This window comes from Tateyamaria armeniaca (assembly GCF_045797845.1).
GTDB classification, from domain to species: Bacteria; Pseudomonadota; Alphaproteobacteria; order Rhodobacterales; family Rhodobacteraceae; genus Tateyamaria; species Tateyamaria armeniaca.
The window spans coordinates 2,048,106-2,070,867 of sequence record NZ_JBHDIY010000002.1 but is presented as its reverse complement, the minus strand read 5'-3'; the positions used below and the strand labels follow the sequence as shown (position 1 = coordinate 2,070,867).

General features: G+C 63.5%; 19 protein-coding genes and 4 pseudogenes. 6 read left to right on the top strand and 17 right to left on the bottom strand.

The window, feature by feature from the left end; translation table 11 throughout:
- The first annotated feature begins 12 nt into the window (after window positions 1-12).
- A complete protein-coding gene (locus ACERZ8_RS10460; RefSeq protein ID WP_407594236.1) occupies window positions 13-981 on the top strand; it encodes a hypothetical protein in 969 nt (322 codons plus the stop codon).
- Here the strand turns inward: ACERZ8_RS10460 and ACERZ8_RS10455 are convergent.
- From ACERZ8_RS10455 to ACERZ8_RS10440, 4 genes and pseudogenes are all read right to left on the bottom strand, one after another.
- Window positions 978-3,080 (bottom strand): molybdopterin-binding protein, encoded by a 2,103-nt coding sequence (locus ACERZ8_RS10455; protein WP_407592138.1) that lies wholly within the window; start codon window positions 3,078-3,080, stop codon window positions 978-980. The two genes, ACERZ8_RS10460 and ACERZ8_RS10455, sit on opposite strands and share 4 nt — an antisense overlap.
- Window positions 3,077-3,568: a molybdopterin-guanine dinucleotide biosynthesis protein B gene (gene mobB, locus ACERZ8_RS10450; RefSeq protein ID WP_407592137.1), complete on the bottom strand. Its 492-nt coding sequence runs from the start codon at window positions 3,566-3,568 to the stop codon at window positions 3,077-3,079. Before mobB ends, ACERZ8_RS10455 begins: the two co-directional genes overlap by 4 nt.
- Window positions 3,565-4,167, bottom strand: coding sequence for a molybdenum cofactor guanylyltransferase MobA (mobA, locus tag ACERZ8_RS10445; RefSeq protein WP_407592136.1), 603 nt, complete (start codon window positions 4,165-4,167; stop codon window positions 3,565-3,567). Before mobA ends, mobB begins: the two co-directional genes overlap by 4 nt.
- A pseudogene (locus tag ACERZ8_RS10440) lies at window positions 4,164-5,053 on the bottom strand (formate dehydrogenase accessory sulfurtransferase FdhD). The gene mobA and the pseudogene ACERZ8_RS10440 overlap by 4 nt, the downstream one beginning before the upstream one ends.
- Before the next feature lie 50 nt (window positions 5,054-5,103).
- Here ACERZ8_RS10440 and ACERZ8_RS10435 point away from each other — a divergent pair.
- Window positions 5,104-5,838, top strand: a complete 735-nt coding sequence (locus tag ACERZ8_RS10435; RefSeq protein WP_407592135.1) for an AzlC family ABC transporter permease — start codon at window positions 5,104-5,106, stop codon at window positions 5,836-5,838.
- A complete protein-coding gene (locus ACERZ8_RS10430; protein ID WP_407592134.1) occupies window positions 5,835-6,158 on the top strand; it encodes an AzlD domain-containing protein in 324 nt (107 codons plus the stop codon). Before ACERZ8_RS10435 ends, ACERZ8_RS10430 begins: the two co-directional genes overlap by 4 nt.
- A gap of 472 nt (window positions 6,159-6,630) precedes the next feature.
- Here the strand turns inward: ACERZ8_RS10430 and ACERZ8_RS10425 are convergent, their stop codons facing one another.
- From ACERZ8_RS10425 to ACERZ8_RS10395, 7 genes and pseudogenes are all read right to left on the bottom strand, one after another.
- Window positions 6,631-7,695: a hypothetical protein gene (locus ACERZ8_RS10425; protein ID WP_407592133.1), complete on the bottom strand. Its 1,065-nt coding sequence runs from the start codon at window positions 7,693-7,695 to the stop codon at window positions 6,631-6,633.
- A 187-nt stretch (window positions 7,696-7,882) separates the two neighbouring features.
- The gene (locus ACERZ8_RS10420; protein ID WP_407592132.1) at window positions 7,883-8,158 is read right to left on the bottom strand and encodes a hypothetical protein; all 276 of its coding nucleotides are present in this window, start codon (window positions 8,156-8,158) and stop codon (window positions 7,883-7,885) included.
- Window positions 8,134-8,487, bottom strand: a complete 354-nt coding sequence (locus tag ACERZ8_RS10415) for a hypothetical protein (RefSeq protein ID WP_407592131.1) — start codon at window positions 8,485-8,487, stop codon at window positions 8,134-8,136. The genes ACERZ8_RS10420 and ACERZ8_RS10415 overlap by 25 nt, the downstream gene beginning before the upstream one ends.
- Window positions 8,488-8,517: 30 nt before the next feature.
- Complete coding sequence (locus ACERZ8_RS10410; protein WP_407592130.1) at window positions 8,518-8,652, bottom strand: aa3-type cytochrome c oxidase subunit IV; 135 nt, start codon at window positions 8,650-8,652, stop codon at window positions 8,518-8,520.
- An 89-nt stretch (window positions 8,653-8,741) separates the two neighbouring features.
- The gene (locus tag ACERZ8_RS10405; protein ID WP_407592129.1) at window positions 8,742-9,200 is read right to left on the bottom strand and encodes a DUF6173 family protein; all 459 of its coding nucleotides are present in this window, start codon (window positions 9,198-9,200) and stop codon (window positions 8,742-8,744) included.
- Between the two features lie 3 nt (window positions 9,201-9,203).
- Window positions 9,204-10,249: pseudogene (locus tag ACERZ8_RS10400) on the bottom strand (MBL fold metallo-hydrolase).
- Window positions 10,249-11,955 carry an acyl-CoA dehydrogenase gene (locus ACERZ8_RS10395; RefSeq protein ID WP_407592128.1) on the bottom strand — a complete coding sequence of 569 codons (1,707 nt, stop codon included), beginning with the start codon at window positions 11,953-11,955 and terminating at the stop codon, window positions 10,249-10,251. Before ACERZ8_RS10395 ends, ACERZ8_RS10400 begins: the two are co-directional and overlap by 1 nt.
- A 125-nt stretch (window positions 11,956-12,080) precedes the next feature.
- On the opposite strand from ACERZ8_RS10395, the gene ACERZ8_RS10390 reads away from it, so the two are divergent.
- Window positions 12,081-13,013, top strand: a complete 933-nt coding sequence (locus tag ACERZ8_RS10390) for an L-threonylcarbamoyladenylate synthase (RefSeq protein WP_407594234.1) — start codon at window positions 12,081-12,083, stop codon at window positions 13,011-13,013.
- Between the two features lie 35 nt (window positions 13,014-13,048).
- On the opposite strand, the gene ACERZ8_RS10385 is transcribed toward ACERZ8_RS10390, so the two are convergent.
- Window positions 13,049-13,621, bottom strand: a complete 573-nt coding sequence (locus ACERZ8_RS10385) for a YqgE/AlgH family protein (protein ID WP_407592127.1) — start codon at window positions 13,619-13,621, stop codon at window positions 13,049-13,051.
- 149 nt (window positions 13,622-13,770) lie between these two features.
- Here ACERZ8_RS10385 and ACERZ8_RS10380 point away from each other — a divergent pair, with 149 nt between their 5' ends.
- Window positions 13,771-14,580 (top strand): protein-disulfide reductase DsbD domain-containing protein, encoded by an 810-nt coding sequence (locus tag ACERZ8_RS10380; RefSeq protein ID WP_407592126.1) that lies wholly within the window; start codon window positions 13,771-13,773, stop codon window positions 14,578-14,580.
- 31 nt (window positions 14,581-14,611) lie between these two features.
- On the opposite strand, the pseudogene ACERZ8_RS10375 reads toward ACERZ8_RS10380, so the two are convergent.
- The 5 genes and pseudogenes from ACERZ8_RS10375 to ACERZ8_RS10355 all read right to left on the bottom strand — a co-directional run bounded on the left by ACERZ8_RS10375 (window position 14,612) and on the right by ACERZ8_RS10355 (window position 21,698).
- Window positions 14,612-18,222: pseudogene (locus ACERZ8_RS10375) on the bottom strand (efflux RND transporter permease subunit).
- 3 nt (window positions 18,223-18,225) lie between these two features.
- Window positions 18,226-19,686, bottom strand: coding sequence for an efflux RND transporter periplasmic adaptor subunit (locus ACERZ8_RS10370; protein ID WP_407592125.1), 1,461 nt, complete (start codon window positions 19,684-19,686; stop codon window positions 18,226-18,228).
- A gap of 95 nt (window positions 19,687-19,781) precedes the next feature.
- Complete coding sequence (gene moaB / locus ACERZ8_RS10365; protein WP_407592124.1) at window positions 19,782-20,324, bottom strand: molybdenum cofactor biosynthesis protein B; 543 nt, start codon at window positions 20,322-20,324, stop codon at window positions 19,782-19,784.
- A complete protein-coding gene (locus ACERZ8_RS10360; RefSeq protein WP_407592123.1) occupies window positions 20,321-20,932 on the bottom strand; it encodes a LysE family translocator in 612 nt (203 codons plus the stop codon). The genes moaB and ACERZ8_RS10360 overlap by 4 nt, the downstream gene beginning before the upstream one ends.
- Complete coding sequence (locus tag ACERZ8_RS10355) at window positions 20,925-21,698, bottom strand: uracil-DNA glycosylase (RefSeq protein WP_407592122.1); 774 nt, start codon at window positions 21,696-21,698, stop codon at window positions 20,925-20,927. The genes ACERZ8_RS10360 and ACERZ8_RS10355 overlap by 8 nt, the downstream gene beginning before the upstream one ends.
- Window positions 21,699-21,828: 130 nt before the next feature.
- On the opposite strand from ACERZ8_RS10355, the pseudogene ACERZ8_RS10350 reads away from it, so the two are divergent.
- Window positions 21,829-22,755 (top strand): annotated as a pseudogene (locus ACERZ8_RS10350) (aspartate carbamoyltransferase catalytic subunit); the annotation flags it as partial.
- Window positions 22,756-22,762 lie beyond the last annotated feature (7 nt).

The window sequence follows — 22,762 nt, the reverse complement described above, 5'->3', positions numbered from 1 at the left end:
ACTCCGCTCGGGATCTATGACAAGCCGCAGCAGGCGGGTGTCACCTCGATCGAAGTGGTTGCCCTGATCCTGTCGGCCTTCTGGCTGCTGGGGGCGGCGGCGTTCTTTTTACTGTCTGACACCGGGGCGGAAACGACAGGGGCCGAGGGTCTGCGCTTTCTCATCACGATGCTGGCGGTGTTCATGCCGGTTGCGATGATCTGGGTTGCGGCGACTGCCGCGCGGTCCAGCCGCGTGATGCGCGAGGAAAGCCAGCGCTTGCAGGCCGCCATTGATGCGATCCGGCAAGCCTACATCGCACAACAACATGGGCGCGATGTGTCCAAGGAACCATCGGTCGCGCGCAAGCTGGACGAGATTGCCGCCGCCACGCGCAAGACCGAGACCGCTCTTGCCACCTTCCAGACGCGGCGCGAAGCCGAGCACGCGCCGCGCCCTGCGGCCGCCCCCGTCGACACCGGCGATCAGCCCGCCCTCGCCCTTGGCACCACTGCCGAAGACATGGCACCACCGCTGCCGGTCGAGGATTTCATCCGTGCCCTCAACTTCCCCGAAACGACCGAGGACGAGGACGGCTTTGCCGCGCTGCGCAAGGCGATGCGGGATCGCGGCACGGCGCAACTGGTGCAGGCCGCGCAAGACATCCTGACCCTGCTCAGCCAGGATGGCATCTATATGGACGATCTGCGCCCCGACCGCGCCCGCCCCGAAGTCTGGCGTCAATTCGCAAGCGGCGCACGTGGCCGCCCTGTCGCCGCATTGGGGGGCGTGCGGGATCGCTCATCACTGGCGCTGACCGCCGGAAGGATGAAACAGGACCCGATCTTTCGCGATGCCGCGCACCATTTCCTGCGTCGCTTTGACAAGACGATATCGACCTTTGCCGAAACCGCCACAGATGCCGAAATCGCAGCGCTCAGCGACACCCGCACCGCGCGCGCCTTTATGCTGCTGGGCCGTGTCGCCGGGACGTTCGACTAGACTCCGAACCCAGTCCACGGAATGTAGCGCACCGGATCGCCCGGGCGCACATGCAGCGCATCATCAGGCAATTCCACCAGCCCTTCGGCCCATGACAACCCGCTGATGCGCCCCGACCCTTCCGAGGGGAACACCTGGACCCGGCCATCCCGTATGCGGGCGCGCAAATACTCGCGCCGCCCCGCCTTCTTGCGTTTCTCGAACCCGGCGGGCACGTCGAACCCCTGCGGCTCCGACCACCCGGCTCCGGCCATTTGCGCCAGCGCAGGTGCGGCGAACACCAGCGTGCAGGCCATAGCCGCAACCGGATTGCCCGGCAGGCCAAAAACCGGCGTGCCCTGCCACATGCCCAGCGCCAGTGGCCGCCCCGGCTTGATCGCGATGCGCCACAGCGCCATCGCGCCTGCCTCGTTCAACAGGGCGGACACGTGGTCTTCGTCCCCTGCGGACGCGCCACCGCTGGTCAGGATCACATCGGCCTCGTTGGCGCCGACATCCAGACAGGCCGACAAGGCGGCGCGGTCATCACGCACGCGCCCAAAGTCCACAGCCACATGACCCAACTGCGTGATCAGCCCGAGCAGCATGGGCCGGTTTGCATCGTAAATCTGGCCCGGCCCTGCCGTCCCGCCGGCTTCAACCAGTTCATCACCCGTGGACAGAACGCCAACGCGCAAAGGCGCGCGCACCTGCACCGTGCCCACACCCACGGCCGTCAGCAGACCAAGGTCCGAAGGCGTCAGCCGCCGCCCTGCGCCCGCGATACAGTCCCCTGCGCGCACATCCTCGCCCGCCGCACGGGCATTCGCGCCTTGCTTGATCGGCCCATGAAAGGCGATGGCCCCGCCCTCCCGGCTCACATCCTCTTGCAACACCACTGTATCGACGCCGTCGGGCAATGCGGCCCCTGTCAGAATGCGAATGGCATGGCCTTCGGGCACGGTCATATCGGGCGCGCGGCCCGCCGTCATCTGCGCTGCGACCAAGGGCAGGCGATGTACGCCCGAGCCGCGCCCACCGCCAAAACCATAGCCATCCACAGCCGTGTTCGGCAGCGGCGGGTGCGCGCGCACTGCATCAACGTCGCTTGCAAGAACCCGACCCAGCGCATCCGTGACCGGCACTGTTTCAACTCCCACAACTGGCCCAAGCCGCGATCTGAGATCTGCCAAGGCATCCTCTACAGGCGTCCAGTTCACCCCCTGCGGCAACGCAAAACAGTCGTTCTTGAGGGGTGGCGGGTATCGCTCCAGACCGGCACTCAACGCATCAATATGCCCAAGCCCGAGTATCCATCCCTCCTCCGCGTCCCCTTCGCGCAGCATCGCATCCAGATGGTCGGCAGACAGTCCGGCAAAGGCCTCGGCCAGAACGCGCACCTGCGCGCAGTCCTTGATCTCATCCTTGGCTTGCCGCGCGGCAACCTCGTGGGCCAGAAGCGATGGGTAGACTTCGGCCAGCACGATCGGTGTGTCAGAGGCCTGAAACGGAGCTACAGAAAGGGCGGCCCCGTAACGCGCGCGCAACCGCTCCAGACGGGCAATGCCCAGCAACGCCTGAGAGCCGACAGAGCCCGTCGTGTAGAGTTTCCAGCAGGGTTGCGCCGAGCGGATCAGGTCCTCAACCTTGCGTCGCTCGGCCATACCGTGCCCGTGACGGGACGTTCCTTTCGCGGGCAGATTGTCGTCCGCTAAAGGCGCAGGACACCCCCAGAACGGACCGACACCGGGAAACAGGCCGTTTAGGTCACGCGCTACGTCAAAGCGGTTGTTGGCATTGTCCGCGCCATCCTCGATACGCGCCGCCAGATCAGCCCAAAGCGCCAACGGGTCATCCCGACCCGTCACCGCGCGCGCAAAACCCACAGGATACCCAAACGGGAAATCGAACCCCGCCAGAACCCGTTCATCCTGGGCGATGGCCTCGTCAAACTGGGCGCACAGTGCCTCGATCACGTCCGAACGCGTGCGGTGATAGGTGCATGTCGTGGCCCCCGCCCGGTGCACCGCCATCCAGATCGCATCAGGCGACGGTTTCTTCGGCGACGGCACTTTGGAAGCCGACCAATCCACGATGATGATCCGCTTGAACCCGCTCACAAAGCCACCTCGGCCAGAATGAAATCGGCAATGGCACCCGTGTCGTTAAGATCGAAAACCGGGCGGTCAAGGTCCAGCGCAACGTCACTCGCCACGGCCCGGATGGTCGGATCACCGGGCGCGATCAGCGCGTTGCCTGTCTCACCGCGATGCGCTTCGATCTTGGGGTGAGCATCGCGCTTGTACCCTTCGACCAGCACCAGATCGACGGGCGACAAGCGGGTCAGCAAATCCGCCAGCGATGGCTCGTCAGCGTCGCGCACCTCGTGCATCAGGGCAAAGCGGTTGGCCGAGGCCAGCAGCACTTCGTGCGCGCCCGCAACACGGTGGCGATGGCTGTCCTTGCCCGGCTGATCGACATCAAAGGCGTGGTGGGCGTGTTTGACTGTCGACACGGTGAACCCGCGCCCCGTGATCTCGGTCACAAGGCGTTCCATCAGGCCTGTCTTGCCTGCGTTCTTCCAGCCGACAACGCCATAAACCCTCATCGCATCGCCTCGGCCCGGACCAGATCGTCCGGTGTGTTCACGTTGAAAAAGGCAGCCTCGTCCGGGAATGTTGCAAGGCGTGCGTCATGGCGGTCCGTCCATTGCACAACCTTGCGCACGCCGTCGGTCAAAGCGCGGCGCAGATCGCCGCGCAAGGCCACGGGCCACAGGCCAAAAGTGGGATGCCGCGCCAGCCCGCGTTTGGGATCGGGCGTCGCGGCAAGAGCAAGCGGATGCGCCATCCCCTCACTGGCAAGCTGCAGACATGGCACCAGATCGCAGGGGAAAAATGGCGTATCCGCAGCGGCGGTGACGATGGTGTCAGCCCCTTGGCCCGCCGCCCAGTCCAGCCCTGCCAACACGCCTGCCAGCGGCCCTGCGAACCCATCCACACTGTCGGCAAGCACCGGCAGGTTCAGGTCGGCAAAACGCGCCGCATCCCCATTGGCGTTCAGGGCCAGTCCCTCCACCTGCGGGTCAAGCCGCGCAATCACGTGGTCCAGCAAGGTCGACGGCCCAAGTCGCAGCAGGCCCTTGTCGCCGCCTCCCATGCGGGTGGCCTGTCCCCCGGCAAGGATCACGCCCAGAGGCGGGGTCATGCACGTGCACCTTTGCGGCGGTGTTTCGCGGCATCTTCTGGCACGGCAGCAGGATCGGCATCGCGCACCAGCCGCTCTTCCCCGCTCAGGCAGACAAAGCGCTGGCCACGCATCCGCCCGATCAGGGTCAGCCCGACCGAGCGCGCAATCTCGACCCCCACGCGGTAAAGCCCGACCGCGACGCCAACGCCGGTATCCCCATCATCGCCGTCTTGATCACCATCTCGGAGGTCAGGCGGCCGGTGGTGTAAAGGATCTTGTCCTCCGCCCCCGTCCCCGTCGCCATCATCCAGCCTGCGATCTTGTCGACGGCGTTGTGGCGGCCGACGTCTTCCATATAGACCAACGGGCGATCCCCGCAGCACAGCACCGTGCCATGAATCGCCCCCGCCTCAAGATAAAGCGACGGCGTGCGATTGATCGTTGCTGCCAGCGCATAAAGGTCCGAGGTGCGCACCTGCGTCTGCGGCAGGGTCAGCCCCTCCAGCCCCTCCATCATGTCACCAAAGACGGTGCCCACGGCGCAACCGCTCGTGCGCGTCTTCTTCTTCAGCTTTTCCTCGTGATCGGTCGGGGAGGCCGTGCGCACAATGACGGTTTCCAGCTCTGTATCATAGTCGACGCCGGTGACCTCATCCGCCGCGCTCAGCATCCCCTGATTGCGCAAAAAACCAAGGGCCAGGTAGTCCGGATAATCCCCGATGGTCATGGCCGTCACGATTTCCTGGGAATTGAGGAAAATGGTCAGCGGGCGCTCCTCGATCACCGCAATTTCGGTCGCAGCCCCGGTCTGGTCATGGCCGGTCACAGCGCGCGTCAGGCGGGTCGCCTTTGGGTCTGGCGCAATCAGGTATCCGCTGGTGTCATTGCCTTGCGCCAATTGCATCCCCTTTGCCGGACGGCTAAGCCTTGTGCTGTCCAACCTAAGGCCCGTCGATGCCCTTCACCACCACCAAATCCGCCTTTTGGGCGGGCGTTCGCGACGGGGCACCGTTCATGGCGGTGGCAGGGCCATTCGCGCTGCTTTTTGGCGTGCTCGCGACCGAGGCGGGGTTGAGCGTTTTCGAAGTGATGAGCTTTTCACTGGTGGTGATCGCGGGGGCGGCGCAATTCACTGCCCTGCAATTGATGCAGGATCAGGCACCCACCGTGATCGTGCTGCTATCGGCCCTTGCGGTGAACCTGCGCGTGGCGATGTATTCGGCGGCCCTCACCCCCTATCTGGGCCGCGCACCGCTCTGGCAGCGCATCTTTGCTTCCTACCTTCTGGTGGATCAAAGCTATGCGCTCAGCCATGCCAAGTTCGAGGCGGATGCCTCCATGACCGTGCCCCAGCGCATGGGGTATTATTTCGGCACCTGCCTGTTGGTGATGATCGTGTGGTTCGGGTGCAGCTACCTTGGGGCGGCCATCGGAACCTCCCTGCCAGTTGGCCTGCCGCTGGACTTTGCCCTGCCGATTGCCTTCCTGTCGATGGTCGCGCCGATGATGCGCACCCTGCCCCACCTGATTGCCGCCGGTGTGGCGGTCGTGGTGGCCCTGCTGGCCGTCTCGATCCCCTATTCACTGGGTCTGATCGTGGCCGGAATGGCCGGTATGATGGCCGGCGCACAGGCCGAACTGTGGCTCAAGACCGACCCGATGTTGCCTGCAGATGAGGGTGACACGTGATCGAAAAAGACACCTTGTGGATCGTGATTTTCTGCCTAGGGCTTGGCAGTTTCCTGCTCCGCTTTGCCTTTCTCGGCTTTGTCGGGGACAGGCCCCTGCCTGCATGGCTGGTGCGGCATTTGCGCTATACAGCTGTGGCGATCCTGCCTGCGTTGGTGGCCCCGCTGGTGGTCTATTCAGGAGAGGACGGCGGCACCGATCCGACCCGCGTGCTGGCCGCGCTGGTCACCCTTGGTGTCGGCATCTCGACGCGCAATGTTTTTGCCGCCATCGGGGCCGGGGCGGCAGCGCTTTTTGTGTCAGTTTATTGGCTGGGGTAGGCGCGCGACGTAGGTCATCCATTGGTCCTGTCCCACGCTGGGACAGTTCGTGGGTCAAGCAATTTCAATGGCTTGCAGAGGCGTTTTAACTGTTTGTTCAGAACTGACGCCTCGATCCATCAGCCTTTTCCCCTTCAAACCGGACCGTTTTGAAGGCGTGTTTTGTTCTGGAACAAGGCGGGAAAAGTCGGGTTTCGAGCCCATTGCAAGGGTGCCGTGTCGATCCATTGCCAGCTCGAGGAGTGACGAAGATACACCGTTTCCCGCGCGGTTTTTGGATCGAGGATAGCGCACCGCCCGCCTGTCGCACCAAGACCAGCGATATCGCCTGCCCGGTCGGGCGGACTGGCGATAGATCGGCGCCTACGGCTTGACTCCGATCCAAGTGCTGAGTGGCGTGTTGCAGCGATGGGCGGCTTTGAGCCCATACCTACCAAGTTGCTGCGTGATAGCGAATGTCGGTTTTTCTTAGTCAGGCACTCGCGATCGCTCTGTCGAGAAAATCGATTCTGGAACGGACAGCAGAACTCTTGTCGTTTCGAAGTACATCGGACAGATCGGCCATTTCAGCCGTTAAATATTCCCGCTTTGAGATCAGAAAATCAGCCGCAATCCTTCGAACCAACGAAGATTTGTCACGCGCAGCAGCCCCCAGAACATCCGCAACTCCAAAATCAATCTCAACATCGCGGGTTTCAAACTCTGCAGTACGCCGAGTCATCCCATAGACCTTATTCACCCATTCTCTGCGGTATCCCACAAACCATCTAGCACGCCTCATGAGGAGGGTCTCAGTGGCAATTGCTCGAACAGTCGGAAGCCGTGCGTCCAAAACCAGTTTCTCAAGGTGGATGTCAAAATCAGACCGTTGAAGAATAAGCCTCAGGCTCTGTCCAACCTTGCCGCTACGGGGCGCAAGAAACTGCTCTCGCATTTCGTCCAGAACTTCTGTGCGATAGATGCTATCCTGCACGACCGAAAGCGCCTGATCATTCCATCTGCTCAAATGGTACACTTGAGGAAGCAGAAAAAACGCGCTTTCGCTGATGGTTTTTGCACTCGCGGTTAGCAGAAATCTTCTTGCATACTCAGTGGATGCCGTGCGCACATTGCCAACCCAATCATTCAGGCGATAAACAACAGCCGCCACTTCGAATGGGCAGCTCGGTGAGGTCGTTAGCGCTTCCATAGCAGCCTGACGCACATATCCGCTGCCATGAAACATGAGAAGCCAACCCAAGTCGGGATGATCTCGCAGGAAAGTGTCCTCGTTCTTGTGATTTAGACCGAGGGCCTGCAAGAAGCTTGAACCAAGCCCAGATGGTTCTCGGTGTCCATAACCGATGCTCATCTGAGCAATCTCTCGGATTTCAAGTGCACCACGCGGTACAGATTCTGCGGGCAAGTTTTGCAAAGCGCTTCTGAACGCCGATACAAGCTCCGCCGATACCTTCTTCCTTTGAAACGATACCCCTAATTCGCGAGCAAGCTCCTGCACATTTTCAGGAATGACAGACCTTTTGCGATAGGTGAACAAATCGCAGTATTCAGGGGGCCTTGGCATTTAGTTCTCCAGTCAACCAGCGGAATGGATCCGCCTTTGACGAGGTAACATCCGGTGTGCCGCAACCCAAGAGCAGACACTGGCATAAGAAACTCAAATGACCGCTTCGTCCCGAACTGACACTTTCGTGCATCCACCAGCTGAGCAACAACACCGCCCCTCAATCGGGCAGCACGATCCCTTCGACGCCTTCGAGAATGCCACCCTCGTCGTCCTCAAAATACTTCTCTTCGACGACACCGGGGCGGGTGGCCAATTGCTCCATCAGGCGGGTGGGGAACATCGTCTGACCGATGTCTTCAAATCCGGGCACGCTGCGCAACAGGCCGGTCGTGGCGCTGGTGCAGAACGCGCGTGCCACGGCGCCGTTGTTTTGTGCCAGTCGCAACGCAATGGCGGCCTGTTCGGGGGTCACCTCGAAGGTCTGGCTGACCACGTGAAAGGTGCTGCGGGCATGCGCACTTTGTACCCGGCCAGCACGGCAGGGGTGACACCGTAAAGGACATCCTCACGTTCCGGCACACGTTCGTTCACGAAAGACCCGGCGGGGTCGAAGATCACCCGCTGGCTGCCGTTGATCATCAGTGCGGAATGCGCGCCCTTGCCGTTGCGATTGCTGACCATCGTGAAGATCGTGAACGTATCCGGCCCCGGCGCGCGGTAGGCCACCGCTTCGGTGCGGGCCTTGGAGGCATAGGGAACCGCGGGCGTCTGCGCGCAGGCGGCCAACAGCAACAACAGCACACATGCCGCACTCAAACGCATACCCGGCACTCCCTGCCCTGCTCTGGTCAATCAGGTGATGAAAATCGCCATACCCACGATGATCACAAGAATCACGATCACGGACCATGTTGTCCATTTCATGAAACCGTCAAAGGTCTTTTCGTTGGCCTTGATGTCCATGTCGCCGTGTTTGTGGTCTGCCATGTCCCGTCCTTTTCAAATCTGTCATCCGCGCTTTAGCCTATCGTGCGGGGTCTGTCACTGCGTCTTTGGCGCGCAAATTGCGCGATGCATCACGTTTCTTCAAGGTCCTGCACAAGGCGGAAACCGATACGGTTGGGTTCGGCCTGTTCAACCGCCTTGGGCAGGGCGCGCAGCATCACGTTCATCTGCGTGACGTGCTGGATCAACTGCGTTTTCGCCCCGGTCGGATCGCTGCCGTAAAAGGTCACGATGTCGGGATCGAAATAGCCCATCCCTTCGATGCGCAGCACCCCCGCATCCCCGCCGGTAAAGCCCATCGCGGCCTCGTGTTCGTTGTCCAGGCTTTCTTCGAAATTCTTGAGGTACATCACGATGCGCTCATAGGCCCATTGGGCCGGGCTTTTCTGCGCGGCGGGGGTCTTTTTCACCGCTGCGGGCACGGGTCTGGAGGCGATGTTGGGCGTGTCGGGGTCACAATGCACTTCGTGACAGCGCGGCAGTGCGTCGGCCTCGGCCGCCTCGGCGGCGGTGTTGATCTTGTCGTCCATGGCTTACCCCTTGCGCTGATACACCCAGGCCCCGTCGCCGCGTCGGGTGCGCGTGGCCTGCCCCTCCTGGTAAAGGTGCGACAGATGGGCGACGGCTTCAACCAGCGCCAGCCCATATTCGCCCGCCCCGATCTTGCGTTTGAACAAGGGGGCAAAGCATTCGGCGGCGGATTTCGGGGTATCGAGGTCATCCAGCAGACGCGCCAGTGCCCCGTGATGGTTGTCGATCAACTGCCGCATCCGCGTCGGCAGGCCGGTAAAGGGCAGTTTGTGGCCACCAAGCACCAGTTGGTCGTCCCGCGCCAGCGGTTTCAGGCGCTCGCAGGCTTCCAGCCATTCGCCGATGGGATCCGCCATAGGTTCAGTCGCGTAAACGCCGATATTCGGACTGATCGAGGGCAGGATCTGATCGCCAGAGATCACCAGATTGTCGTCCCGGCTCCAGAAGGTTGCGTGTTCGGGCGCGTGGCCGTTGCCCATGTGGATGTCCCAGGTGCGTCCGCCCATGTCGATGCTCTGACCCTGCTGGATACGGGTATATCCCAGCGGCATCGGCGCGACGATGTCGCCGAAATTGAACGGGCGCTCGGTGCGGCGCTGTTCGAACACATCCGCGTCCATCCCCGCACTGCGCCAGAAATCCAGCGTTTCCGCGACCGGGGCCTCCTGCACATCCAGCGTCAGCATCCGTGCAAACAGCCACGCGGTGCGGGTGGTGACCAACTCGGCCCCGAATTCTGACTGAAACCACCCCGCAAGGCCGACATGATCGGGATGATGGTGGGTGACAACGACACGCCGTATGGGCTTGCCCCCAGCGGCACGGCCATCAGCGCGCGCCAGATGCCGCGCGTCTTGTTCGAGGCAAAGCCGGTGTCGATCACCGTCCACCCATCGCCATCATCCAGCGCATAGACGTTCACGTGATCCAGCTTCATCGGCAGCGGCAGGCGCATCCACAACACGCCCGGCGCGACTTCGATTGCCGCACTTTGCTCCGGCGGGTCCTCCCACGGGTATCTGAGGCCAGCGGGGGAGGTGTCATTCATCAGGCGGCAAACTCTTCCGGTGTCAGTGCATAGACGTCGTAGTCTCCGGCCTGCGCCTGTGCAAGCAAGCTGTCATGTTCGGGCAGCAGCCGCTGGATGTAAAAGCGCGCGACCTTTTCATGCGCCCCGCCCTGATCGTTCAGGGCCGACTGCAGATGGATGTGCCCGCCCAGCACCCGGGCAAAGGCGCGCAGGTAAGGCACCGCCCCGGCAAAGCGCACGCGGTGGTTCTGCGAGATCATCCATTCCGTCGTTTCGCGCAGGGATTCGCTGGCCTGCCAGACAGTTTCCGCCATTTTCGGGAATGTGGCCCGCGCGGCTTCGGCAGCGCTTTCGATCTCGTCAAAGATCAGGCCCGCCGCCTCGCCCCCGTCCATCATCTTGCGCGCCACAAGGTCCATCGCCTGAATGCCGTTGGTGCCCTCGTAGATGGTGGTGACACGCACATCGCGCGCATATTGTGCCGCGCCCGTTTCCTCGACAAAGCCCATGCCGCCATGAACCTGAATGCCCATATTGGCGACTTCGTTGCCGATGTCCGTGCCGAACGCCTTGGCAATCGGGGTCAGCAGGGCGGCGCGGGATTTCCAGCGCGGATCGTCCGTCGCGGTGGTCATGTCGATGGCCACGGCGCACATCAACGCGATGCCGCGTGCGGCATAGGTTTCGGCGCGCATGGTCATCAGCATCCGGCGCACATCGGCATGGTCGATGATGGTGCCGGTTTCGCCTTCGGTCTTGCCCTGTTTGCGGTCCAGCGCATAGCCCAGCGCGTGCTGATAGGCCCCTTCGGCCACACCCACGCCCTGCCCGCCAACACCAAGGCGCGCGTTGTTCATCATGGTGAACATGGCCGCCATGCCGCCGCCTTCGGCCCCGACCATCCAGCCGGTGGCGCCATCATATTGCATCACGCAGGTGGGCGAGCCGTGCAGGCCCATCTTGTGCTCAAGGCTCACCACTTTGAGGCTGTTGGCCACGCCCGCATTGCCGTTTTCGTCCGGCAGGTTGCGCGGCACGAGGAACAGGCTGATGCCCTTGGTGCCCGCCGGGGCACCGGGTGTGCGGGCCAGCACCAGATGGCACACGTTGTCGGTGAAGTCGTTGTCGCCCCAGGAAATGTAGATCTTTTGCCCCGACACGGCGTAGGTCCCGTCGCCGTTGTCTTCGGCCTTTGAGGTCAGCGCACCCACGTCCGATCCCGCCTGCGGTTCGGTCAGGTTCATGGTGCCCGACCATTCGCCCGAAATCAGTTTGGGCAGGTACAGGTCCTTGATCGCGTCGGATGCGTGATGCTCCAGCGCTTCAATCTGGCCCTGAGACATCAGGGGCGCAAGTTGCAGCGACAGACACGCCGCACTCATCATCTCGTTCACGGCACTTGTGACAGTCATTGGCAGGCCCATGCCGCCATATTCGGGGTTCGCCGCCATACCGACCCAGCCGCCCTCGGCGATGGCCTTGTAGCCTTCGGCATACCCGGGCGAAGTGCGCACGACACCATTTTCCAGACGCGCGGGGTGCAGATCACCATTGCGCTGCAACGGGGCCACCACATCCTCACACAGCTTGCCCGCTTCGGTCAGGATGGCGGATGTCACATCCGGCGTCGCCTCGGCAAAACGGTCGGTTGCGGTGACCTGCCCCAGACCCACGATGTGGTCGAACAGAAAGGTATAGTCGTCAACAGGGGCGCGATAGGTCATGGCGGAGGGCTCCGGGTTTCAATGGCTTGGCAAGCGCGAAGGCTGCGCGTAAATGGGCGTCTTTGAATGTATAAATGCGATTGCCCGCAGGCTATCGCAACTCAAACGCGGCGTCACGGATTGAAATGAGCGACATGGAAACGCAAAGGCTTGCTTCTGACGCTTCGGGCGTGCGCAGCGCCGCCGAAATCCTGCGCAGTGGCGGCCTTGTCGCCTTCCCGACCGAGACGGTCTATGGCCTTGGTGCGGATGCGCGCGATGGTCAGGCTGTGGCGCGCATTTACGAGGCCAAGGGGCGACCCGCCTTCAACCCGCTGATCGTGCATGTGGGCAGCCTTGAAGCAGCCCAGCGTCATGGCGTTTTCAATTCCGACATGCTGCGGCTTGCGCACCGGTTCTGGCCCGGTCCGCTCAGCCTTGTCGTCCCACTTGCCCCGGATCACGGATTGTCCCCGCTGGTCACCGCCGGTCTTGATACTGTGGCCCTGCGGGTGCCCGCCCATCCACTGGCGCAGGCGCTGCTGAGTGCATTTGACGGCCCCGTTGCCGCCCCGTCGGCCAACCCGTCCGGGCGGATCAGCCCGACCACGGCGGATCACGTGCTGGCCGGTCTGTCCGGGCGCATCGATGCGGTGCTGGATGGCGGGGCCTGCACCGTGGGGCTGGAATCGACAATTGTCGGGGGCACGCCGCTGGCGCTGCTGCGCCATGGCGGCGTTGCACAGGAAGAGATCGAGGCGCTGACCGGCCCGCTCTCCAAAGCAGGCGGCGGGATCACGGCCCCCGGCCAGCTTGCCTCGCATTACGCCCCGCGCGCGGCGTTGCGGTTGGATGCGAACAGGGCAAACCCGGATGAACTGCTGCTGGGGTTCGGCGCGGTCACGGGCGATCTGAACCTTTCGCCCACCGGTGATCTGGTCGAGGCAGCGGCAAACCTTTTTGGTCATCTGCACGCGCTGGATGCACAGGGCAAACCCATCGCGGTCGCGCCGATCCCGGACACAAGCCTCGGGCGGGCGATCAACGACCGGCTCAGACGGGCTGCCGCGCCGCGCTGATCACAATCCTTTACTGACCAGAGATTTCACCGCTGTCAGGCGCGCCCGGCCATGCCCGACAGGCCCAGCGGATCAATCCCGAGGGTGGCCAGCGCCGCTGCCCATTTGGCATCGTCATCCGCGCCAAAGACAAGGTCCGCTTCGGCATCGACCGTCAGCCAGCCGTTGCGGGAAATCTCGCCCTCAAGCTGGCCCGCACCCCATCCTGCATAGCCCAGCATGACCAGCGACTGATCCGGGCCCCCGCCTGCTGCAATGTCTTCGAGCACATCCAGCGTGGCGGTCATGCCAAAGGTGTCGCCAACTTCCAGCGTTTTCAGGCGGGATGTATATTCGGTGCTGTGCAGGACAAATCCGCGCGAGGTTTCGACCGGGCCACCGATATGGACCTGCATGTGGCGGATGCCCGGTTCAACCTTGATGTCCAGCTGTTCCAGCAGATCACCCAGATCGACATCGCGGGCGGGCTTGTTCACGATTAGCCCCATCGCGCCCTCATCCGAATGGGCGCAGATGAAAATGACCGACCGGTCAAAGCGGGGATCGCCCATGCCCGGCATCGCCACCAGCAGGTTGCCTGTCAGGTCCAGCGAAAAGGGATCGGGCATCATGGTCTCCGTGGCGTTACGCAGCGGCTCAGATACACCCACAATGACCGCCCGGGCCTGCGGGAACAAGGGGGTGGTCCGCCGCAGGCAAGGGGGCGCGCACTGGATCGTGACTTGGATTTCATCACCTCCATTGGCATGTAAGGCACATGAACACTGCCATTCGCCTCTTTACAGCCGCCATTTGTGCGGCCCCGCTGCCCGGCGCGGCACAAAACGCATTTCCCGACCCGGTCACCTCCGAGGTGCTGCAGGGCTGGGATTTGCCGGACGGGCGGCGCGTGGCTGCCCTGCAACTGACCCTTGCACCGGGCTGGAAAACCTATTGGCGCAGCCCCGGTGATGCGGGCATTCCACCGCAGTTCGACTGGAGCCTTGCGCGCAATCTTGGTGCGGTTTCGATCACGTGGCCCACGCCGTCGGTCTATGATCAGAACGGTATGCGCTCGATCGGCTATTCCGGCCAGTTGGTCATCCCGCTCCATGTGACGCCAAAACGCGCGGGCAAGCCGGTGCGTCTGCACGGCACCATGGCGCTGGGGGTTTGCGCCGACATCTGCATCCCGCACGAGATCGACATCGACACCCTTCTGGACGCCCCTGACGCCAGCCCCACCCCCGCCATTGTCGCCGCCATGGCGGATGTACCCTATTCCGAGGGCGAGGCGAATGTGCGCAGCGCCACCTGCCGCCTCAGCCCCACGGATCACGGAATGCAGATCGAGGCGCATGTGACCCTGCCCCATACCGGCGGGCGCGAAGTTGCAGTGATCGAAACCGGCACACCCGGCCTCTGGATCAGCGAGGCGCGCACGTCGCGGCAGGGCGATACGCTGGTCGCCGTAAGCGAGATGGTGCACCCCAAGGGTGGTGCGTTCGGGATCGAGCGGTCGGACGTACGCATCACGATACTGGGCGGCGATTATGCCGTCGACGTGCGAGGGTGCAGCGCCGGGTGACCCTCAGGCCGCGCGGTGGCGCGCGCCCTTTTTATGCCGCGCGGCGGCGCGCGAGCTGAAAGGCAAGCGCACCCAGCACATAACCCACAAAGCCAAGGATCAGAACGCCTGTGCAAAACAGCATCAGCGCCGCGGGCATCGCATCGCGCGCCGCAAGACCTGGCAGTGCCTCAAGGATGGGGGGCAGCGCGGCGAACGCAATGGCATGCCCCATCGTCGCCGCAAACCAGCCCAGCACCAGCGCCCACAGCAGCATGAACGCCCAGCGCACCGAGGCCGCAGGCGACACCAGCCCGCGCCGCATCGCCTTGATCTGGCGCGCCACATCATGCTGCATCGCGACCAGTGCGGGCACGACCAGCAGCACGAGAAGCATGCCAAAGCCCAGCCCGTAGACCAGCGTGATGATCGTCGGCTTGAGGAACTGCGCCTGTTGTGACGTCTCGTAAAGCAGCGGCGTCATGCCCAGAACCGTGGTCAGCGTGGTCAGCAGCACCGGGCGCAAGCGATCTGCGGCACCGTCAATGATCGATGGAAACAGCCCACGTTCCTTGGCGTATTCGTCGATGGTAGTCACCAGCACGATGGAATCGTTGATGATGATCCCGGTCATACCCAGCAACCCGACAACCGTAAACATGCTCAGCGGCACATCCCACAGCGCATGGCCATAGATCGTGCCGACAAGGCCGAAGGGAATGATCGCCATCACAACGATGGGCCGCGTCCAGCTTGAAAACACCCAGGCCAGCACAAGGTATATCCCCATCAGAACGAGGGTCAGGCCCGTCATCGAGATCCCGCAGGAACTCGTCCTCCTGCTCGCTGAGGCCGGATTGGCGGTAATCCACCTGACGCTCTGCGGCGATGGTGGGCAGGATCTCGTCCGCCAGCACCTGATTGATCTCGGTCGCGCGTGCGGGGTCGTCTTCGGAGATGTCACCGGTCACAGAAATCAGACGAATGCCGTTCTCGCGCCGCACCGTGGAAAAGCCCGTGCGGCTGGCGACGCTCACGATATCGGCCAGCGGGACATAAAGGCCCTCGGGCGTGCGCATCTGGGTGCGGTCCAGGAAATCGGCCGTCAATTCGCCGGTCGGCAACTCGACGCGGATTTCAGCACTGCGCGGCCCATCGGGATATGTCGCCGCCTCGATCCCGTTGAGGCGCGCGCGCAATGCACTGCCCAGCGTGTCGATGGTAAAGCCCAACGCCTGCCCCTGCGGGGTCAGATCAAGGATCAGCTCTTCCTTGTCATAGGCCAGATTGTCCTCGACCGCGCTCACTTCGGGGAATTGCAACAGCGCGCGCTTGAGGTCTTCGGAGGCGGCCTTGAGCGTGTCTGTGTCGGCCCCGAAGAACTCCACATCCAGCGCATCGCCCCCGGGGCCCGAGCGCCAGCCGCGAAAGCTGACTGTTTCGACCATCGGGTGATGGATCACTGCGTCCTGCAACTGGCCGACAAAAGCAAAAGAGGAATAGGGGCGCAGATCGGCATCGATCAACTCGATGGAAATGCCGCCCAGCAGGTCATTGTCCTTGGTGTCCGTGCCCGACAGGCCCCGCCCCGCATTGCCGCCGATCTCGGCGATGACGTAGTCGATGGGGTTGCGTCCGTGCTGCTCTTCCAACTCGGCCCCCAGCGCCTCGGTGGCGCGCTGCATCTCGCGCATCATGGCCAGCGTATCTTCGCGCGTGGCGCCTTCGATCATCGCAAAGTTGCCGGTGACCGATCCACGCTCGGGCGCGTTGAAGAACCGCCACTGCACGTCGCCTTGAATGAAAAGCGCGACCTGGCTGGCCAGCACGACGCAGACCCCGGCCAGAACGGCATAACGACAGGCGATGACACCGGCCATGAAGGGGCGGAACAAGCGCTCACGCATCCACTCGAATCCGCCGTTGATCAGGGTCGACGGGGTATCAAGGCCCCTAAGGCCCATCACCGCCACCCATCTGACCTTGGCGCGGCGCGGCGACAGCAAAAAGATCGCAGCGGCAATGGCCGGGCCCGCCAGCAAAAAGGGCAGTGCTGCGCGCCAGTCGCTCAACGCATCCGCCCACACCACGAAACTAACCGCGCCGGACAGCACGGCCGCCAGCACCGCGATGCTGGCCACGGCCACGGCCAGACGCGCGCGGCTAAACCGTTTGTTGTCTGATGCGCCAAGGGCGTGGGCCATGTGATGAGGCAGGATCAGGAAACACTCGATCAGCGAGGCGATCAGCACCGCGATGACGGTGAACGGGATGTCGCGGATCAGATCACCAAACCGCCCCCCACGGCAATCAGCCCGAAAAAGGCAATCACGGTGGTCAGTGTTGCGGCAAAGACGGGCATCGCCATGCGCTTGGCCGCGTTTTCCGCTGCAACTTTGGGTGGCTCCCTATAGGTGCGGTAGCGGTGATCGGCATGTTCGCCCACCACGATGGCATCATCCACCACGATCCCCAGCGTGATGATCAGACCGAACAGGGACACCATATTGATCGTCAAACCGCCCGCATACATCAGTGCAATCGCCGCCATCAGGGCAACGGGAATGCCCGCCGCCACCCAGATGGCGGTGCGCGCGTTCAGAAACAGGAACAGCAGCGCAACCACCAGACCAAGGCCGACAAGGGCATTGTCCACAAGGATGTTCAGACGGGCCGAGATCGCCTCGGCCCGGGTGCGGATCAGCTCGACCGTGACAGACGGGGGTAGCGTGGCCTGCAGCGCGTCAGCGGCCTCCTGCACCTGCGCCTGCATTTCGATGGCGTCGCCCCGGTTCGACCGATCCACGCGGATGGAGACGGCGGGATCGTCGCCGACAAAGTAGCTGCGGTCACGATCCGCGCCCAGTTGCTCCACGCGCGCCACATCGCGAATGCGCAGCTTTGAGCCATCGGGGTTCGAGCGCAGCACAATGCCGCCAATCGCTTCGGGCGTGCGTTTCTGCGTGCCGGTGCGCACGCGGGCATTGGCCCCGGTCACATCACCCGCCGGGTCGGTGTCGACTTCGGCGGCGATGGCGGCGGCGATCTCGGTCATGGTAACATCATTGGCGATCAGTTGCAGCGAGGGGACCTCGATCAGGGTCTGGGGCGCGGCAATGCCCCGGATCGAGGTGCGCGTGACCCCGATGGCAAACAGTCGGGCCACCAGTTCGTCGGCAAACAGACCCAGTTGTTGCGTATCCACCGGGCCGGTAATCACCACATCCGTCACCCGGTCGCGCCACGCCCCGCGCCGCACATTGGGTTCGTCCGCATCCTCGGGCAAGGTGCTGACCTGATCCACGGCTGTCTGCACGTCATCGGCTGCCCGGCCCATATCCCAGTCCGGTTCGAATTCCAGCGTGATGGTCCCGGACCCTTCGCGCGATGACGAGGACGAGGATTCGACCCCTCGACCGCGAGCAAGCCCGGTTCCAGCACTTGAACGATGGCGCCGTCCACATCCTCGGCCCCTGCCCCGTCCCAGGCCACGCTGACCGTGACATTGTCGATGATGACATCGGGAAAGAACTGCGCACGCATGTTGGGCATGGCCGAAATCCCGGCGACCAGCATGACCAGAAGCAGCAGGTTGGCGATGGTGCGGTGGCGCACAAAGTAACTCAGCACACCGCCCGCCGCCGCTGGAATGGGACGCGCCATGGCCTAGCCCCCCATCCGGCTTTCGATCCGCGCGACCATCTGGGCGGGCACGCGCGCCTCGGTCAGTTGGGCCAGCACACGGGCCTTGGCCTCTGCGGGCATCCGCTGGTTGGCCTCGACAAAGGCGATCAGACGGGCGCGGCGTTCTTCGGTCAACTCCAGCAACTGGGGTTCGGCGGGCACCGTGTTCGAGGCCTCGGGGCGCAGCGGGCGCACGGAAATGCCCGGACCCAGCAGGGGCGAACGGGTTTCAACCACATCACGCCCCGCAATCTCGGGGCTGCGCACCAGCACGTCGTCCCCCTCGCGGTGCATGACCTGCACGTCCAGCGCCTCAAGGCGGTTGTCCTCGCCCAGCACCAGCACCGTGTTCTTCGCATCGACCGCCGATGCGGGCAGGCGGACCACGTTGTCGAGTGGCGGTTCATTGACAGTGACGGTGACGAAATCGCCAGGCTTGAAGCCGCGCGCAGTCTCAAGTCTGGCAAAGACCAGGCGCCCGGTCTGCATCTCGCCCGACCCGGCACTTGATCGGTTGATCACGCCGGTGGCCTGCAAATCGACGCCCGAGACGTCCAGCGTCGCAGTTACTGGCGCGGCCATGATCTGACCCTCGGCATTCAAAAGGCGGGCATATTGCGCGGTCGAGACGCGAAAGGCGACTTCGAGCGCATCGGGGTCAATCAGAACAGCCAGCTTTTCATTGGCCGACGCAAGGCGGCCTGCAACCACATCCGTCTCACTCAGCGTGCCGTCAAAGGGGGCGATCAGTGTGGTGTCATCCAGCGCGCGCTGCGCCTCGCCCTGGGCAATGATAGCGCGGGCCAGCCGGGTCTGGGCCTGATCAATGCGGGCCTCGGCCACGGTCACAGCCTGACGGCGGGCCAGCACGGACTGGCGCGAGGCCGCTGCCGCCAGTTCCGCCGCCTCGACAGCCGCCGCCGTGCCGACACCGCGTTCGGCCAGATCAACCTGACGCTCATAAGCGCGCTGTTGCAGATTGGCCTGATCCTGTGCGGCCGCCTGTTCATCCAGAGACAGGGCAAGGCCGCGTTCGGCGTCACGCACCTCGGCCTCGGCGTCCAGAAGGTCGGCGCGTGCGCGGTCCAGCGCGGCCTCGGCATCTGCCGGATCAATGCGCATCAGCACCTGCCCGGCGGTGACGACACCACCATCCTCGAACCCGTCGGCCAGCTCGATGATCCGCCCTGTGGCGGCGGCGCGCAGCTCCAGACGGCGGCGGCTTTCGACCTCGCCGAATGTCTCAAGCACTGGCGTTTCGGTGCCTGGCTCGGCCCGCGTGACACCAACAGCAAACACACGCTCGCGCGCAGGCGGCGCGGTGGTTTCACGCGCCATCCGTTCCTGCACAGCAGACCCGACCAGTTGCGCGGCATAGGCCAGCAACCCAAGGCTGATCCCCGCCAGCACCAACCCCATCAGGCTTTTTCTCAAGAACCGCATGTATTCACGCTATTTTTCGCTCCATGCCACTCAGATAGCACAGTAGAGCGCCTTTCCAGAAACCCGAAGCAACAATGCTGTTACGTGGGCGCGCGTCATTTCCGTCGCTGATGTTCATCCAGACGCGGCAAAATCTCAACAAAGTTGCAGGGGCGGTGGCGATAATCGAGCTGTCGGCCCAGTATTTCATCCCACGCATCCTTGCACGCCCCCGGACTGCCCGGCAGCGCAAACAGGTAGGTGCCATTGCGCACGCCGCCTGTGGCACGGCTTTGCACCGCGCTGGTGCCGATCTTGTTCATCGACACGATGGTAAAGACGGTGCCAAAGGCGTCGATCTCCTTTTCGTAGACGTCCCGGTGCGCCTCGACCGTGACATCACGGCCCGTCAGACCCGTGCCGCCGGTCGAAATCACCACGTCAATGTCCGGATCATCGCACCACCGGCGCAGTTGCGCGGCGATCTCTGCACGCTCATCAGGCAGCACAATGCGGTCGGCCAGCACGTGCCCCGCCTCGACAAGCCGCCCGACCAGCACATCGCCTGACCGGTCCTCAGCCAATGAGCGCGTGTCGCTTACTGTAAGAACGGCGATGCGAATGGCGATGAAATCAAGGCTTTCGTCGATACGGCTCATGCGCGCTCCATTATGGCCAGACGGGCGGCAAGGCCTGCAAAGACGGACGCGGACAGCCAGTCAAGCACGCGGCTGCCCTGTGCCAGACGCTGCCCGACACCGCTGGCAAAGACGCCGACCGCGCCGTTGATGACAAATCCACCAAGGCTTAGGACCGCGCCGAAAATCAGGAACTGGCCCAAGACTGAACCCGCCTCGGGCACCACGAATTGCGGCACGAAGGCGAGGACAAACAGGATCACCTTGGGGTTGGACAGGTTCACCAACAGCCCTGCCCGAAAGGCGCGGCGCGGGGAAATGGCAGGCACATCGCCCACCGTTCCTGCATGGCGCACCGCCTGAACAGCCAGCCACAACAGGTATGCAACCCCGATCCAACGGATCACCTCAAAAGCCACAGGCACCGTCGCAACCAATGCGCCAAGGCCCAGGCCAGCGAAGGTCGCGTGCACAAATGAGCCCATGGAAATCCCCGCACTTGCCGCCACGGCCGCGCGCGGCCCGGATCGCAGCCCCTGGCCCAGACAGAACATCATGTCCGCCCCCGGCGTGAGGTTCAGCGCCAGACCGGCGGGCACAAAGGCCAGCAGCATAATCGGATCAACCATCGCGCAACCGCGCCTTCAGCGCCAACAGATCGGCCCATGCCTCGCGCTTGGCGGCAGGGTTGCGCAGCAGGTAGGCCGGGTGAAACATCGGCAGCGCGGGCTTGCCCTGCGCTTCGGTCCAGTCCCCGCGCAGACGGGTGATGCCGCGCTTGCCCAGCAGTGCCTGACAGGCGTGATTGCCCACGACCACCAGCACATCCGGCCCCGCCAACGCGATATGGCGATGCAAGAACGGTTGCATCATCGCGATCTCTTCGGGCTTGGGGTCACGGTTCTGCGGCGGACGCCATGGCAGGACATTGGTGATGTAGACCGACGCCTCCCGGCTCAGATCAATCGCGGCCAGCATCTTGTCCAGCAACTGCCCGGCACGCCCCACAAAGGGGCGGCCCTCACGGTCTTCATCCCGCCCCGGCGCCTCGCCGACGATCATCACACGGGCCCCCGGCACGCCATCGGAAAACACCAGATTGCGCGCCCCCAGCTTGAGGTCGCAATGCTCGTAGGCCGCCATGGCCGCGCGCAGCCCCTCAAGGTCCTGCGCAGCATCAGCAGCGGCGCGTGCAACGGCGACGGCGTCAACCTCGGGCGCAGCCGCAGGGGCCGCGGGGGCCGCCGGGGTCACCGCAGCCGCCACCGCAGGCTTGGCCGCAGCCGCAGGCACCTCGTAGCGGTTGATGGGCGCATCCGCGATGCACTCATCCACACCCAACTCGATCTGCCAGGTCAATGCGCTGAGCGCGCTGTGATACTCCGCCGATTCCATGGCCCCAACCTACGCCGCGCGCGCGCGAACCGGAATGCCCCTTGAACAGCGTCGAAATATGGCAAACCGACTGCTTGCCGCGCGCCCACACCCAAGCCTATAACGCGAGCGAGCAGCGACAGGGACCGCCATGACCTTCACCCACCGACACCTTCTGGGCATCGAACACCTGCGGCCCGAAGAAATCGTGACACTGCTGGATCTGTCCGAAACCTATGTCGACCTCAACCGCGCGGCGGAAAAGCATGGCGATGCGCTGGCGGGCCTGACCCAGATCAACATGTTCTTCGAAAATTCGACCCGCACGCAGGCGAGCTTTGAGCTGGCGGGCAAACGGCTGGGCGCGGATGTGATGAACATGGCGATGCAAGCCAGTTCGATCACCAAGGGCGAGACGCTGATCGACACCGCCATGACGCTGAACGCGATGCATCCTGACCTGCTGGTGGTGCGCCACCCGCATTCGGGCGCAGTGGATTTGCTGGCGCAAAAGGTGAATTGCGCCGTGCTGAACGCAGGGGATGGGCGGCATGAACACCCCACGCAGGCGTTGCTGGATGCGCTGACCATTCGGCGGGCCAAGGGGCGGCTCCATCGCCTCAACATCGCGATCTGCGGCGACATCGCCCATTCCCGCGTGGCACGCTCCAACATCATCCTGCTGGGCAAGATGGAAAACCGTATCCGCCTGATCGGCCCGCCAACGCTGATGCCTGCGGGCATCGCCGATTTCGGCTGCGAAGTCTTTGACGACATGGAACAGGGTCTGCAGGACGTCGATGTGGTGATGATGCTGCGCCTGCAACGCGAACGCATGGACGGCGGCTTTATCCCCAGCGAACGGGAATATTACCACCGCTTCGGGCTGGACGCGGCCAAGCTGGCGCACGCCAAGCCCGACGCCATCGTCATGCACCCGGGGCCAATGAACCGTGGGGTCGAAATCGACGGCACGCTGGCGGATGATATCAACCGCTCGGTCATTCAGGATCAGGTCGAAATGGGTGTCGCCGTGCGCATGGCGGCGATGGATTTGCTGGCGCGCAACCTGCGCGCCGTTCGAG